This is a genomic window from uncultured Thiothrix sp., from assembly GCF_937876535.1.
Classification (GTDB): domain Bacteria; phylum Pseudomonadota; class Gammaproteobacteria; order Thiotrichales; family Thiotrichaceae; genus Thiolinea.
In genome coordinates, this window is sequence record NZ_CALFHZ010000021.1 from 187,219 (window position 1) to 201,507 (window position 14,289).

The 14,289-nt window shown below is 44.1% G+C and carries 14 protein-coding genes and 1 tRNA gene; 12 read left to right on the forward strand and 3 right to left on the reverse strand.

Translation table 11 applies throughout. The features are described from left to right. Window positions 1–107 precede the first annotated feature (107 nt). Together Q0230_RS15340 and Q0230_RS15345 are read left to right on the forward strand one after the other, a co-directional pair. The gene (locus tag Q0230_RS15340; protein WP_298611056.1) at window positions 108–2,003 is read left to right on the forward strand and encodes an ATP-binding cassette domain-containing protein; all 1,896 of its coding nucleotides are present in this window, start codon (window positions 108–110) and stop codon (window positions 2,001–2,003) included. A gap of 42 nt (window positions 2,004–2,045) precedes the next feature. Beyond that, a complete protein-coding gene (locus Q0230_RS15345) occupies window positions 2,046–2,528 on the forward strand; it encodes a hypothetical protein (protein ID WP_298611057.1) in 483 nt (160 codons plus the stop codon). On the opposite strand, the gene Q0230_RS15350 is transcribed toward Q0230_RS15345, so the two are convergent. Then, complete coding sequence (locus tag Q0230_RS15350) at window positions 2,525–3,421, reverse strand: 5'-3' exonuclease H3TH domain-containing protein (RefSeq protein WP_298611058.1); 897 nt, start codon at window positions 3,419–3,421, stop codon at window positions 2,525–2,527. The genes Q0230_RS15345 and Q0230_RS15350 overlap by 4 nt on opposite strands. Window positions 3,422–3,864: 443 nt before the next feature. Between Q0230_RS15350 and Q0230_RS15355 the strand changes: the two genes are divergently transcribed. Further along, a complete protein-coding gene (locus Q0230_RS15355) occupies window positions 3,865–4,467 on the forward strand; it encodes a DUF1131 family protein (RefSeq protein WP_298611059.1) in 603 nt (200 codons plus the stop codon). A gap of 39 nt (window positions 4,468–4,506) precedes the next feature. Here the strand turns inward: Q0230_RS15355 and Q0230_RS15360 are convergent, their stop codons facing one another. Further along, the gene (locus Q0230_RS15360) at window positions 4,507–4,773 is read right to left on the reverse strand and encodes an oxidative damage protection protein (RefSeq protein ID WP_298611060.1); all 267 of its coding nucleotides are present in this window, start codon (window positions 4,771–4,773) and stop codon (window positions 4,507–4,509) included. Next, window positions 4,770–5,825, reverse strand: a complete 1,056-nt coding sequence (gene mutY / locus Q0230_RS15365; protein ID WP_298611061.1) for an A/G-specific adenine glycosylase — start codon at window positions 5,823–5,825, stop codon at window positions 4,770–4,772. Before mutY ends, Q0230_RS15360 begins: the two co-directional genes overlap by 4 nt. A gap of 161 nt (window positions 5,826–5,986) precedes the next feature. Here mutY and Q0230_RS15370 point away from each other — a divergent pair. From Q0230_RS15370 to csy2, 9 genes are all read left to right on the forward strand, one after another. After that, window positions 5,987–6,060 (forward strand) — tRNA-Gly (locus tag Q0230_RS15370). Between the two features lie 482 nt (window positions 6,061–6,542). Continuing rightward, the gene (locus Q0230_RS15375) at window positions 6,543–6,863 is read left to right on the forward strand and encodes a type II toxin-antitoxin system Phd/YefM family antitoxin (protein ID WP_298612095.1); all 321 of its coding nucleotides are present in this window, start codon (window positions 6,543–6,545) and stop codon (window positions 6,861–6,863) included. After that, entirely contained in the window at window positions 6,791–7,045 is a 255-nt protein-coding gene (locus tag Q0230_RS15380) for a Txe/YoeB family addiction module toxin (RefSeq protein WP_298612100.1), read from the forward strand. The genes Q0230_RS15375 and Q0230_RS15380 overlap by 73 nt, the downstream gene beginning before the upstream one ends. Before the next feature lie 141 nt (window positions 7,046–7,186). Beyond that, the gene (locus Q0230_RS15385) at window positions 7,187–7,396 is read left to right on the forward strand and encodes a hypothetical protein (protein ID WP_298611062.1); all 210 of its coding nucleotides are present in this window, start codon (window positions 7,187–7,189) and stop codon (window positions 7,394–7,396) included. Continuing rightward, a complete protein-coding gene (locus Q0230_RS15390; protein WP_298611063.1) occupies window positions 7,396–7,656 on the forward strand; it encodes a hypothetical protein in 261 nt (86 codons plus the stop codon). The genes Q0230_RS15385 and Q0230_RS15390 overlap by 1 nt, the downstream gene beginning before the upstream one ends. Before the next feature lie 169 nt (window positions 7,657–7,825). Beyond that, the gene (gene cas1f / locus Q0230_RS15395; protein ID WP_298611064.1) at window positions 7,826–8,803 is read left to right on the forward strand and encodes a type I-F CRISPR-associated endonuclease Cas1f; all 978 of its coding nucleotides are present in this window, start codon (window positions 7,826–7,828) and stop codon (window positions 8,801–8,803) included. Then, on the forward strand, window positions 8,800–12,117 hold the full coding sequence (gene cas3f, locus Q0230_RS15400; RefSeq protein WP_298611065.1) for a type I-F CRISPR-associated helicase Cas3f: 3,318 nt from the start codon (window positions 8,800–8,802) through the stop codon (window positions 12,115–12,117). Before cas1f ends, cas3f begins: the two co-directional genes overlap by 4 nt. 69 nt (window positions 12,118–12,186) lie before the next feature. Then, window positions 12,187–13,410 carry a type I-F CRISPR-associated protein Csy1 gene (gene csy1 / locus Q0230_RS15405; RefSeq protein WP_298611066.1) on the forward strand — a complete coding sequence of 408 codons (1,224 nt, stop codon included), beginning with the start codon at window positions 12,187–12,189 and terminating at the stop codon, window positions 13,408–13,410. Further along, window positions 13,410–14,288, forward strand: a complete 879-nt coding sequence (csy2, locus tag Q0230_RS15410) for a type I-F CRISPR-associated protein Csy2 (RefSeq protein ID WP_298611067.1) — start codon at window positions 13,410–13,412, stop codon at window positions 14,286–14,288. The genes csy1 and csy2 overlap by 1 nt, the downstream gene beginning before the upstream one ends. The last annotated feature ends 1 nt before the right edge of the window (window position 14,289 follow it).

Consider the following 14,289-nt stretch of genomic DNA (forward strand, 5'->3'; position numbering starts at 1 on the left):
TACGGTTCATTTAAGGTGGGAACTTTTAGTAGTTTTGCTAACACAAGCCTAAGTAGTTTTCAGGTATACTCGCCGCCATTCATAGAGCTACCTAGCATTCAACCAGCATGATTGTTTTTTCTAATCTTTCTTTACGGCGTGGCCCTAAAGCTTTACTCGAAGGCGCTTCCTTTAGTATTCACCCTGGGCAAAAAGTCGGTTTGACAGGTGCTAATGGAGTCGGTAAGTCGAGTCTATTTGCGCTGATCCGTGGTGAGTTAGGCCAAGATAGCGGTGTTTTTTCTCTGCCACCTGCTTGGGTTCTAGCGCATGTGAAGCAAGAAACACCTTCTAGTGCACAGACCGCTCTAGAGTATGCCCTGCAAGGCGATGAAGAATATGTGAACTTACACGCGCAAATCGTAGAAGCTGAGGGCGCAGGTTTAGGTGAGTTACATGCGCGCTTAGATGCCATTAATGGCTATACTGCTGAAAGCCGTGCGGCCACCTTGCTACATGGCTTAGGTTTTAAACCCGAAGAGATTCAACGCCCTGTCTCCAGTTTCTCAGGTGGTTGGCGGATGCGTTTGAATTTGGCACAAGCTTTAATGTGTCGCTCTGATTTGTTGCTGCTGGATGAGCCGACTAACCACCTTGATTTGGATGCCGTGATTTGGCTGCAAGATTGGCTAAAAGGCTATCGTGGTACTTTATTACTGATTTCGCATGACCGTGAGTTTTTGGATGCGATTTGTACACAGATTGCGCATATCGAGCAGTCGCGCTTGACTCTTTACGGTGGTAATTATTCCACTTTTGAAATTACGCGGGCAGAAAAGCTCGCTCAGCAGCAATCCGCTTATGAAAAGCAAAAGCGCGAGCGTGAGCATATGCAGCGTTATGTCGATCGTTTCCGTGCCCAAGCCACTAAAGCTCGCCAAGCTCAAAGTCGCTTAAAAGCCTTAGAACGGATGGAGCTGATTGCGCCCGCCCATGTGGATTCGCCGTTTAGTTTTAGCTTTCGTGATCCAGAAAAAATGCCGGATCGGTTGCTGAATATGAGTGGCGTCAGTGTGGGTTATGGCGATAAAACCATTATTGCTAATGTGCGCTTACAGATTTTACCGGGTGAGCGGATTGGCTTGATTGGCCCGAATGGCGCGGGCAAGTCGACTTTAATTAAATTTCTCGCGGGGAATTTATCGGCTCAAGCCGGTGAGTGTTGGCAAGCACAGGATTTAAAGGTGGGTTATTTTGCTCAGCATCAATTAGAGCAGCTGAAAATTGATCAATCGCCTTTGCAACATTTACGCGCCTTAGATAAGCAAGCACGTGAACAGGATTTGCGCAATTATTTAGGTGGTTTTGCTTTTCATGGGGAGCGCGTGGACGAAGCGGTTGCGCCGTTTTCAGGCGGAGAGAAAGCACGCCTAGCGTTGGCCTTATTAATTTATCAGCGCCCAAATTTACTATTGCTTGATGAGCCAACGAACCATCTTGATCTAGATATGCGTTTAGCGCTGAGTATGGCTTTGCAAGCGTTTAATGGGGCGATGGTGATTGTTTCGCATGATCGTCACATGCTGAAAACGGTTACTGATCAACTTATCTTAGTAGATAGCGGCAAAGCGACTGAGTTTGAGGGGGATTTAGACGATTATGCAGTATGGCTACAAAATCGTTTTCGAGACGAAGAAGCGGTAAGTAAGCCAATTGAAACTACTACAGCAGCTCATAGTGCAGCTGGACGCAAAGACCAGCGTCGGGAATCGGCCGAAAAACGTAAGCAACTACAGCCACTAAAGCGCAAGGTTGATCAGCTTGAGCAAGAAATGCATAAGCTCAATCAGCAAAAGTCTAAATTAGAAGAGAGTTTGGCTGATCCTGACACGTATACCGAGGCGAATAAAACGAAGTTAAAACAATGGCTACTGGATAAAAGTGCTTTAGAAGCACGCTTAGAAACCGTTGAGCTGGAATGGATGACCTTAAGCGAGGAATATGAAACCGCCTTAGCGGAGTAGTGGCTATGCTTACACCGTCAAGTGAGTGTAAGCAGGCTGCTGATGAACAACCCCTACAAAGCCCCACAGGCTATCCTTCAGGATTTAACTTATCAACCATTACCCACTGCCTTAAAGACTCTGTATTGGCTAATGGGTTTAGCTTTTAGCTGTTCATTTATTTCCACCACGATAGGCTTTGTCAATGTCGTAAAAGAGGCATCATGGATTTTTATGTTGCCTTGGACTCAGCAATTGATGCTATTAGGTTTAGCGGGTTCAGGATATGCCCTATTATTCGCTTTCTATTACTTTTTAGTATTTAGGCCTTTGCAATTGCGTAAGCACACGACGAGTCGGTGGTGGCTGATTGCAGTGTTGATCTTAGCACTGTTGTGGTTATGGTTTGTGCTACTACCGGAGGGTAATCCGCAGGTAGAAAGCTCTATGATCGATGTGTTCTTGGCGGCTGCAGAAATCGGCTTACTGCTGCTGGGCGGTTTATTGGCAGCACAGCCCACTGCTATAAAGCACTTGCCTAATTAGACCTCAGCCCATAATTGATATTGCTCGGCTGAAAGCTTGAGTAGTTCACATAACTCTTGTAAGCGCGCTAAATCTTTGGGTTTGCGCCTTAAATCAGTAGGCGCTTCGGGTACTTGGCAGTTAATGGTGGTAAGCTTGCGGGCTAGTCGAATGGTATCCTGATGTTGTGTGACTAGCTGCTGTAAACGCTTCGCACCCAAAACTTGCATACTGCCAATCTGCTCAAGATTCTCTAGGATATTATCCAAAGAGCCGAAGCGTTTTAGGAGCTTAGCAGCGGTGGACATACCGACACCCGGCACACCCGGAATATTATCAGCCTTATCGCCAGCAATGGCGAGTTGATCAGCGATCTGCTCCGGCCAGACCCCAAAGCTATCTTTGACCCCACCCGCATGTAGAGCGCCTCGGCGATTATAATCCCACCAAATATCTTCTGCTTTTAGTAATTGTGCGAGATCTTTATCACCACTAATAATGATGATTTGCCGGTTTGGATTGCGGTTTTGTTCTGCCCAAGTACCGATGAGGTCATCGGCTTCATGCGTGGTGCTGGCTGCTTGGGTAATGCCTAAAGCATCTAAAAAGTCACGGCAGCGTTGAAATTGATATTTTAATTCGTCAGGTGCTGAGCTGCGATTGGCTTTATATGCTGGGTAAATCGTTTTACGTTCTGAGCTTTGTAAGCTGGTATCAAAAGCAAAACCAATTTGTTGAGGCTTTTGTTCATGTAATAGGTGATACACAAAACGTAAAAAGCCATGCACTGCATTGACAGGGTTACCTGCGGTATCTTTGGGTAGGGGATTACGGATAAACCAAGCACGGAAGACAAAAATACTCGCATCAATGAGCCAAATGCGCTCGAGCGAAGCATGTAAATAGTTGGACATACTGGGGTATAATTTATAAAAGGTTAAGCATAGCAAACCACCGTAAGAATACGGTGGTTTAATGAAAGAAATCCTTTACCTTAAAAGCCTTGGCTTGGGAGCATCCGCTGTTGGTATGAGGCTGAGCAGTTTTTTTATAATTCCGGTAAAGGATTCGGGCATCTTCCTGTTGTTGAACTTCACTTGAACTAGCTAGTCCTTTAGGTTCAAGCCTCGTTCATCATCTGTTCAGTATTGTATATAGCCGCTTTACACTTAAGCTGGGTAGTTGCTGTAACATAAGGTGGTAGTTAACCGACGAACGGTAAGATTGTTGATTTAATTCGCAATTTTTTTAAATTCTCTTCAGTTTTGAGTCTATGCTTTAAAAATGGACAGCAGATTGCTTTAGAACAAGGTATTTTGGCAGCTGTCGGAAATTGAAGGGGCAAGGAGCTTGCAGTATGAAGGTTAAAGCGCTGTATCAATTAGCTGCGTTAATGCTAGTAACGAGTCATTTAGTTGCTTGTAGCAGTCGTGATGAGGTTCAAGCTTCCACCGTGGAAAATGTCCCAACGCCAGCGTTTATGCTCTCAGAGGACGGTGTTGGCCCTTTAAATGCCGATACACCGTTTAATCTGATCCGTATTGGCGATGCTTTCCAAAATTACAATGTGGTTGAAGAAACCCCGCTTAATGGTGGCGAAAACAATCGGGTTATCACCGTTAAGGAGCAAGTAAAACCTGTTTTGACCATCAACCCCGATTTTCAGCAAAAGCACATTTTCTCAGTCATCGTACATGACAATCTAGTGGGCAATAAATTAGGTCATACCTTAGGTACGAAATTCTCGGAGATTTATACTCCAGAAACTCTTGAGCAATGTGCACCTGGTGTGGATGACTGGGCAGGGAAAGTGATGTGCTATGCGCCAAAAAATACCCGTATTTTGTATTTATTCAGTGGGGCTAGTCCGAAAGTCACGGATAAAGTACCAACACCTGCCGAAATGCAAGATTGGGTCTTAGAAGAGTTTGTGTGGAAAGCTCCCACGAAACAGCAATAGTGGTTTGCTCCTAAGTTTGGCTTAGGAGCAAAGACTTGTTTAAGCAGGCTTATAATTATCGATTTGAGTAGCGCCTGCACCAAAGAAGAATTTTTCCATTTCTTCTTCAAGAAATTTACGATCTTTAGGGTTGATCGGGCTTAAGCGATATTCATTAAGCAGCATAGTTTGTTGGCGTAACCATTGTTGCCAAGCTTCTTTGGACACATTTTCATAAATACGCTTGCCCAAGTCACCAGGATAAGTGGGGCGATCTAAACCTTCTGCTTCGCGGCCTAAGAGCACGCAATTTACCATTCGAGTCATACTTCCTCCGTTAAGTGCTTTAAAAGACGTTGAGCTGCGCTAGACAACCCGCCGCTAAATTCAGTACCGGCTTTATACCAAAGCCAGCTATCCCTATCCATTATTCTATCAATGGCTGCGTGTAAATCCTGCACGTCGACTAATAAAGGCTTTAAGTGCAAGGTAAAATGTGAGAAACCATGCGTTAGGATAGGTAAGGTAGCAATCGCGACAGGTTTAGTAGTGACAGCCGCCAAAGCCGTTTGCTCGTCAGGAAACTCTGGAAAGCTCCATAATCCACCCCAAATGCCAGTTGGGGGGCGCTTTTCTAGCGCAATTTCACCTTCAGCATTTCTGAGCAGTAAAGCCACTGCTTGTTTTTCAGGTAAGTCTTTAGCGGGACGTGGAGCAGGATAAGCTTCCGGATTGCCAAGTTTAAAAGCTTGGCAGCCCGTCTGAATGGGGCAGAGTAAACAAGCCGGATTGCTGCGAGTACATAAGGTTGCACCTAAATCCATCATCGCTTGGGTATAAGCCGCATTTCGCTCTGCTGGGACATGCTGCTCCGCATAGGCCCAGAGTTGTTTCTGTACAGCTGCTTGCCCTGGATAACCTTCTACTGCATGGAAACGCGCTAACACGCGCTTCACATTACCATCTAAAATTGCATGTGCCTGATTACAGGCAAGAGAGAGAATCGCGCCTGCGGTAGAGCGGCCGATCCCAGGTAGCGCTTCAACCTCAGCTAAGCTAGTAGGAAATTCACCTGCGTATTGATCCCGCACGAGTTGAGCGGCTTTATGCAAATTCCGCGCACGGGTGTAATAGCCTAAACCTTCCCAATGCTTGAGAACCGCATCCGAAGAGGCATTGGCTAAGCTTAAAAGATCCGGAAAGCTGTGCATAAAGCGTTGATAATAGGGGATGACGGTCGTCACTTGCGTCTGCTGCAACATAATCTCGGAGACCCACACTCGATAAGGCGTAGGATTTTGTTGCCAAGGTAAATGCGTACGCCCGCTATGAGCAAACCACTTTAAAACTTTATCTGCAAAGCTCTCAACCACTGACACGACCTAATCTAAGGATGGGAGGAACTAGCATAGTGAAATTGTGAGCAGATGTATAAATCCCCTAAGCTCTCCAGAAGCTTTAAGCCAAACTAAGCGGCCAGAAAACTAGATGATTGTTGTCTGGGGAAAAACACTCTACAATAGCGCTCCTACACACTATCGCGGGTGTAGTTCAATGGTAGAACGGCAGCTTCCCAAGCTGCATACGAGGGTTCGATTCCCTTCACCCGCTCCACTCTATATTTTTCTTATTTCTCCTAACTTCTAAAAAATGCCTAAATCATTGATATTTTAGCGGCTTTCATTCTACGAACGTATCCCTAATAGTCCCTATAGCGCCAAAATTAGGGGGTAGGATTGTGGGTATAATTTGAGTCTTTAAAAATTAACTGCCTATAATGCGGGTATATAAAGCGGGTATGGTCGCCCGTAACCTTTGATAGATAAGGGAGTTCGATAGCGTTATGGTAGGCAGAACAATAACTTTACTTACTGACTTAGAAGTCAAAAATGCTGAGGTTAAAGAGAAGTCTTATAAGCTAAAAGATATGCCGGGCTTACACTTAGAAGTGGGCTGGTAAAATAAAACAGCCATACACGGCTTGCGTGCCACTGCTTCTAGTACCTTAACGACTGAATGCTAATCTATACTTGTGCTTTGTCTTTAATTTAAGTACAAATACTTGTACTTAATCGAGGAAAGTACCAGTAGAAGCAATCAGCTATTCTGAATTTAGAAAAAACCTTGCGCATGCCTTGGATAAGGTAGAGCAAGACCGAACACCTTTATTAATCACTCGCCAGAACGGTACGCCTGCCGTCTTGATTTCTTTAGATGAATACAACGCCTATATGGAAACCGCGCATCTTGCGGCCAGTCCTAAAAATGCTGAGCGTTTGAACCGTGCCATTGCTCAATTAGAGGCTAAGCGGGGTGTGGTACGTGAATTAGTGGAGCCGACAGAATCATTCTGTGTTGGGCTGATGATGCATGGGATGATTATCTGTATTGGCAACAACCAGACCGTAGAGTATTAAAGCGAGTGAATGACCTGATCAAAGACATGAAGCGCAACCCGTTTGAGGGCTTGGGTAAGCCTGAACCGCTCAAGCATCAATGGTCTGGTTATTGGTCTAGGCGGATCACCGAAGAACATCGGCTCGTATACAAGCTGGAAGAGGGTGGCCTCTATATCGCTCAGTGTCGTTACCATTATTGAACTAAAATTCAATCATCTTACCAGCCGGACACGTTCCGGCTTTTTCATGCCTGCCATTAGGTATGCCTCTTGCTCGTTTCCATCTTGAGCGGAAAATGAAAGTTGTGCATACGGTTACTGGTTAGCGATGCAAATATTCTAATGGGTATGGAAGAAGGGCAGCTTTTGACAGTGGTATTCAAGCTGCCTTTTGAGTTGATTATTCCTGACTTATTATTTTTTGATGAGCTTGAAGAGCTACATGCCCACTGGCGGGGTTTAGGCTTGAAATTAGATATGTTAAGCGGTGAGAGTGTTAGGCAGGTTGCAGAGTTGACGAGCAAATACGCTAAACCAAGGCGTAATGATTGATGGCTCTTGCGTTAGCCAAACAGGAAAAATGCCCGCTTTTAATAGGCGCTAGAGATTTAAAAAAAGCTGCTGAATTAGAAGGTGTATTCGTTCGCGGTACTTTATGGCTGGTTGAACAGCTTGTTATTCATAGTTTGATTTTTGTAGAGACTGCCAAACAAAGCTATGAACAGGTGAAAGCGAAGGGGCGGCGTTTGCCTTGGACTTTGGCTATACAACATTTAGATGCTTTACAGAAAACCGGCTCGATAGAAACGTAAAAAAGGTGATATTAGCGGGTCTATTTATAGTTCACTATTTTTATAGCCTATTTTAATCAATAAGTTGCTTAAATTTATCGATTCTCTTTTAAACTTCAAATTAACCTCAAGTACGTTATAGAGCAAGGGTTAAGTATAATAAATATACTTTTCTCTATAGGTGCTTTTCATGCTTGCTAAACACGATCTCTCCCTCAAAGACATTCTCCATTCCAAGCGTGCGAATCTGTACTACTTAGAACACTGTCGTGTCATGGTGAAAGATGGACGTGTGGTGTTTTACGAGGCGGCAAAAGATGAAAATCGTTATTGGAATATTCCCATTGCCAATACCACCGTTATTTTACTTGGTAATGGCACATCGATTACCCAAGCAGCAGTACGTTTATTATGTGGTGCCAGCGTTATGTTTGGTTTTTCGGGTGGCGGTGGTACGCCTTTATTAGCAGGCACAGATACCAAAAAGCCTAGCGATATTGAATGGCTGTTACCGCAAAGTGAATATCGTCCTACCGAGTATTTACAACAGTGGCTGCGTTTCTGGTTTGATGCCAATAAGCGCTTGCAGATTGCCAAGTATTTTCAAGAGCAGCGTTTAGCGTATTTAGCAAAGGTTTGGAAGGAAGATAAAACCTTACGTAGTTATGATTTTGGCTTAGATGAAATGAGCTTGGAAAAGGCATTTAAGCAGTATCACAACGAGTTTGGCGCGATGCCTGATGTGAATAAGTTATTACTACTAGAAGCGCGTTTAACCACGGCCTTGTATGCTTTTGCGGCCAGTCGTACTAAACAAAACGGTTTTACGCGTAACCATGACCCCAAAGAAACCGATATTGCTAATCAATTCCTCAATCATGGCAACTACTTAGCTTATGGTTTAGCCGCCACTTGTTTGTGGGTATTGGGCATTCCGCATGGTTTTGCCGTGATGCACGGTAAAACGCGACGTGGGGCGTTAGTCTTTGATGTAGCGGATTTGATTAAAGATGCCATTGTTCTACCCAATGCGTTTATTGCGGCGCACGAAGGGGATAAGGAACAAGAGTTTCGTCAGCGTTGTTTGCAAGCGTTTACTCAGCATGAAGCCTTAGATTTCATGTTTGATTGTGTGCAAGCAGCTGCCATCAAAGGGGCAAGCTTATGATTGTCACCTTTGTTTCACAATGCCAGAAAAACTCACTGAAAATTACGCGTCAAATCCTGGATAGTTATGCCAATCGCATCGGCGAACGTACATGGCAAACCGTGATTACGCAAGAAGGCTTGAACGCGGTGAAAACTCGCCTTGCCAAAAGCGCACGCAAAACCACTGCGGTAGCCTGCCATCGTATGCACGGTACGAGCCGCACTGAATTAGTCTGGATTGTTGGCAATAAGCGCGAGTTTGATGCGTTTGGCAATGTACCTGTGCATCGCACCCACCGTGATCTGATGAAGATTCATGATGAAAATGATTGGGGGGATTTAGAGCTGATTAAAGTGCTAGTTGCCTTGTCTGCTTTGTTCCATGATTTTGGTAAATCGTGGGATCACTTCCAAACCATGCTGAAAGATAATAAGAAAAAAGACCCCATACGGCATGAATGGATTTCCTTATTACTGTTTAAAGCATGGGTACAAGATAAGACCGATGAGCAATGGTTAAATGAATTAGCAGCTTTAAAAGATCAAACCTCTGCGCAACGTGAAAAGTTTGCCAAACAACTCATTACAGCGGCTAAACCTGTGAAAGAAAGTGAGGATTATCCGTTTGAAAAAGGTTTATCAACCTTTGCTTCGTGGGTAGCGTGGTTGATCGTTACGCATCATAAGTTGCCAGGGGAGCGCTTGAAGTATGGTGATACGCCAGCGTTTACTGAGATTAAAAAGCCGGTTAATCGAGCTTCGGTGTTGGAAACCATTTCACGCGCGATGGGGTATGTAAAACAAAGTGGTGAGCCTAAATGGAGCTTTGGTAAGGATGCGCAAAAATTCCAATTACCACTTTTGTCAGCAGCATGGTGTAAAGAGGCGGCACGTTGGGCGCGTAAAGCGCAAGTTAATTTAGCTAGTGTGACCGAAAAGGTTGTTCAAGAGCGTTTGATACTGACCTTGGCGCGTTTGGGCTTAATGGTGGGGGATCATCATTATTCTTCGCAAGAAGCGGACGCAAACTGGAAAAGCGATTTACAGCTCATCGCTAATACCGATAAGCAAGGCGAGGCAAAGCAAAAGCTTGATGAACACTTAGTGGGGGTAATGGAGTCCGCTTTAAAAGCGACGCATTTATTGCCTTATTTAGAAACAGGTTTGCCGCAAGTGAGTGAGTTACGGGCGTTGCGTAAACCAGTGCCTACCAATAGCAAGTTTGCATGGCAAAACAAAGCCGTTGAAACCATCAGCACATGGCGCAAAGAGCATAAATTAGAGGAGCACGGTTTCTTTGCTATCAATATGGCAAGTACGGGTTATGGTAAGACTTTTGCTAATGCCAAAATCATGGGAGCGCTAACTCCTAATCAGAGTTTACGTTATAACCTGGCACTGGGTTTGCGCACACTTACGCTACAAACAGGTGATGAATACCGCAGCAAATTGCAGTTAGATAATACCCAAATGGCGGTGTTAATTGGCTCATCAGCCGTGCGCTTTTTACATGAACAATCGCCTATTGAACAACAAGTACAGTTAGAGCTGAATGAGGAGTTGGAAGAGCTATCCGGTTCTGCTTCTGCCGCTGATTTAGAGACAAATTTTGATATTGATATTGCTTTGGGTGAGGCAATCGATGACAAGTTTAGTACGGTATTAAAAAATGCGCCTAAAGCCCGTCAATTGCTATATGCGCCTGTAGTGGTTTGTACTATTGATCATCTCATGCCTGCAACCGAAAGTGTGGCGGGAGGTAAGCATATTTTACCGACTATGCGCTTGATGTCGGCTGATTTAGTGATTGATGAGGTAGACGATTTCAATCAGGAGGATATGCCAGCCATCGCGCGTTTGGTGCATTTGGCGGGAATGTTGGGGCGCAAAGTGATGATCTCCTCGGCAACCATTCCACCCGCCATTGCTGAAGGTTTATTGCAGGCTTATCAAGCGGGTTGGCAACTGTTTGCCAAGAGTCGCCAACGTCAAGCGAGTGTGACTTGTTTCTGGGTAGATGAGTTTACTACTCAAATCGATTTCATTAGCGATACCCAACCCTTTGCTACCCAACATCAAAGCTTTATTCAACGCCGCTTAAAGCGTTTAGCTGAACAAGCTGCACAACGCAAAGCCTTAATACCTGCAATGCAGCGCACTAACCTAGACAAAGCTGAGCTAGAACAACAATGGTTTGCACAAGTATTACAAAGTGTTTTAAGCCTGCATCAGACTTATAGTGAAACCGATGAGGGCAGTGGTAAACGTTTTTCAATGGGGGTGGTGCGGGTAGCGAATGTTGACCCGTGCATTCAACTGACGCGCTATTTATTGGCGTGTGACTTGCCCGATGCTATCGATATTCGCGTCATGCCTTATCACAGCCGTCAAGTCTTATTGCTGCGTTCTGAGCAAGAAAAACATTTGGATACGGTGTTAAATCGTAAGGATGGGCGCAAACCACAGGCTAATCCTATTATTCGTCAACACTTGCAGCAATCGAGTAAACAACAGCTTATTTTCATTTTAGTGGCAACCCCGGTGACGGAAGTGGGGCGTGATTTCTGCTTGGATTGGGGCGTGATTGAGCCGTCATCCATGCGGAGTATTATTCAACTGTGTGGTCGCATTCGCCGGCATCGTCCGGTTACAGAATTATCCATACCCAATATTCATTTGTTGGCCTACAACCTCAAAGGCTTTACCCAAACCAATCCTAATCTGGCGGTATTTTGCCATCCGGGCTTTGAAAGCAAGGCTTATCCTTTGGTGAGCCATGATTTAAAAGCTTTGGTGGATGAGGCCGCATTAGCGGAAAAAGTCGATGCGTCAAGCCGCATTCAAGCCGCCCATCCTTTGCAACCGACGCAACGTTTAGCTGATTTAGAGCATCAAGCCTTGCAGGATATTTTACTGAAAGCCGATTTTAGCCCGAAAGCAGTGCAGGGTTGGCTGCACAGTGCGTTTTATTTCACGCGCTTTGCCCAGCAACAAAGCCCGTTTCGTTCCTCTGAACCAGAAGCTGATTTTGTGCTGTATGTGGAAGAGGGGGAATTAGTCGTTCGCTTTGCGCCTGATCGGACTTTACAAGGGAAACAATTAGGTAAAGTTGCGGTGCAGGTTCATTCGGTACAGTTAGAAGAAAATCTAAAGCAGCGCTTGTGGTTGTGTTTGGATTATGAAAGTTTGCTTGAGGAAAAGCGCGAGCTATTGGGGCGTAGTTTGCGTGGAACTTGTGAGTATTTGGGTACGTTTAGTTTGCCGGATCGTGAGGGTGAACAGCAGTTTGAATTTATTCCCTATTTGGGCTTTATGCGTTTATCTAATAAATAGTGTATAATTAATGCTCATTTTTATTGACTGCTGAATAAGCAGCTTATTTCTATTTGGAAAACTCCTCATATGAGCAATCCTATTTCTGATTTTTTGGATGGGCGCAAGCAAAAGCCTTTGAAAGAAGGTAAAAAACCTGCAGCTGAAATTGAAACTGACTATTCTATTCCCGTTTGGGTGGCGAATGCAGCGAATCGTGCCTCACAATTAAGTTTGGTATCGCATCCAGCTAAATTTAGCCATCCTGATGCAAAAACTACGCCTGTACTGTTTACAGGTGAATTTAAACCTGATGGTTATTTACGTTCGGGTAATGTAGCGATTAATCAACAGGATGTAGTCGGGAATGCAGCGGCTTTGGATGTTTATGCGTTTTTATCATTAGTACTCGCAGATGGTAGCAGTGTATTAACACATTTTGATCAACAAAGCGATTTATTAAAAGGTTTGCTCAAAACAGATGAGGAAACTTTTCAACTCTGGCGTAAGCAATTCTTAGCGATTAAGCAAAGCACCAGTCAAAATAAGACTTATGCACAAGTCAAACAGGTTTATTTTCCGGTTGAGCAAGGCTATGAATTGCTTTCGATTTTATATCCTTCTGGTTTAATGACCGAACATCGTGAGCGCTTACGCACTTTAAAATTTTCAGAAAATACCAAGCAAGCGCGTGAAGCTAGAAAGAAAAATGAGTTTCATGAGCAAGGCTTTGATGAGGTTTTTGGATTGCTAACCCAACATTTTGGTGGCACAAAACCTCAGAATATCAGTAAGTTAAATAGTAATAATGGGGGTGAGGCTTGGTTGCTGCCATGTCTGCCGCCCACCTTGCAAGCGCAGTATGTAGCCTTGCCTAAAATAGATTTTTTTAAAGCTATTCATTGGGATAAACAATTAACAGTGTTATTGAAAGCGCTACATGGTTTTTTGGGTACTAATTATAATAATGTTGATATTCGTGATGGGCGCAAACGCATCATGACGTATTTATTTGAATGGTTATTAGAGCGTGCCGCTCGTTTGCAAACTCAAAAGGCAGGTTGGTCACAAGCGCAGGGTTTTGAATTGCCGGAAGAGCAGCAGCTTTGGTTAGACCCGTTTTTCTATGAGCGGCGTGAGGCTGAAAAAGATTGGCGTGAAAAAATTGCCGCGCGTAGTGCAAAATGGTTAATGACCGCTTATGAACGTTCGCGTAAGACTAAACAGGATGCTGAGCAGCTAGGAGTTACAGAAGCGAAAGCTTTTGAGAATGAGTGGCTGGATTATATGCGTGAATATCAGGAGTTTTTGTAATGAGTCAGTATTTATTATTAAAAAAACTCCGTGTGCAAAATGCTAATGCCTTGTCTAGTCCTTTTACCTTTGGTTTTCCAGCGGTAACAGCTTTTATGGGCTTTGCGCATCGTATTCAACGCGAATTTAATCCAACAAATGATCCTGATAGTTTCTTATGTACAGGGATAGGTATTGTTAGCCATCACTTTACCATGCAGGATTATCAAGAGGGCTATAACCGTTGTTTAAAAATTACTGCCAATCCTCTAGATAAAGAGGGTGACCGCCCTTCTTTTATTGAAGAGGGACGTTGTCATTTGACGGTTTCCTTGCTGCTAGAAATTGAAAATTTACCTAGCTTTAATGATAAATTCTTGCAAAAAATTAGAAATTTATTAGCAGGGCGTTTGAAATTAGCGGGCGGTGATCTGTTATATCGTCCTGATCTAGAAAAAGAGAATATTCGGTTAATTGATGATAAACCTGCTAATTTTCGCCAATTAATTCCAGGTTATGCACTGATTGAACGTAAAGATTTAATGTTAAACACGATGCAAACCGGACAAGATAGTTTATCCGCTTTATATGATGCTTTAGTCGTCAAGCATCGTTGTAGCCAAGACGAACAAGGCAAGGTCATATGGCAATCACAACGCAAATATGAGGGTTGGCTGGTTCCCATTGCCACAGGTTTTCATGCGCTGACTTCACCCGCTTTGGCAGAGCAACAGCGTGATGCTGAAACCCCACATCGTTTTGCAGAAAGTGTGGTGACTTTGGGTGAATTCAAAATGCCGTTACCTGCGCGTTTTCCCAATGGTTTTAAGGATTTAATGTGGCGTTATCAGGTGCGAGGGGATTTATATCTTTGCACCCAAGATGCGTATCAGAATTGAG

Coding starts and splice junctions, on each gene's coding strand:
- csy2 (WP_298611067.1), top strand. CDS start 13,410: ATGAGTCAGTATTTATTATTAAAAAAACTCCGTGTGCAAAATGCTAAT.
- Q0230_RS15360 (WP_298611060.1), bottom strand. CDS start 4,773: ATGACTCGAATGGTAAATTGCGTGCTCTTAGGCCGCGAAGCAGAAGGT.
- cas1f (WP_298611064.1), top strand. CDS start 7,826: ATGCTTGCTAAACACGATCTCTCCCTCAAAGACATTCTCCATTCCAAG.
- Q0230_RS15350 (WP_298611058.1), bottom strand. CDS start 3,421: ATGTCCAACTATTTACATGCTTCGCTCGAGCGCATTTGGCTCATTGAT.
- Q0230_RS15340 (WP_298611056.1), top strand. CDS start 108: ATGATTGTTTTTTCTAATCTTTCTTTACGGCGTGGCCCTAAAGCTTTA.
- Q0230_RS15385 (WP_298611062.1), top strand. CDS start 7,187: ATGGGTATGGAAGAAGGGCAGCTTTTGACAGTGGTATTCAAGCTGCCT.
- Q0230_RS15345 (WP_298611057.1), top strand. CDS start 2,046: ATGAACAACCCCTACAAAGCCCCACAGGCTATCCTTCAGGATTTAACT.
- Q0230_RS15355 (WP_298611059.1), top strand. CDS start 3,865: ATGAAGGTTAAAGCGCTGTATCAATTAGCTGCGTTAATGCTAGTAACG.
- csy1 (WP_298611066.1), top strand. CDS start 12,187: ATGAGCAATCCTATTTCTGATTTTTTGGATGGGCGCAAGCAAAAGCCT.
- cas3f (WP_298611065.1), top strand. CDS start 8,800: ATGATTGTCACCTTTGTTTCACAATGCCAGAAAAACTCACTGAAAATT.
- Q0230_RS15390 (WP_298611063.1), top strand. CDS start 7,396: ATGGCTCTTGCGTTAGCCAAACAGGAAAAATGCCCGCTTTTAATAGGC.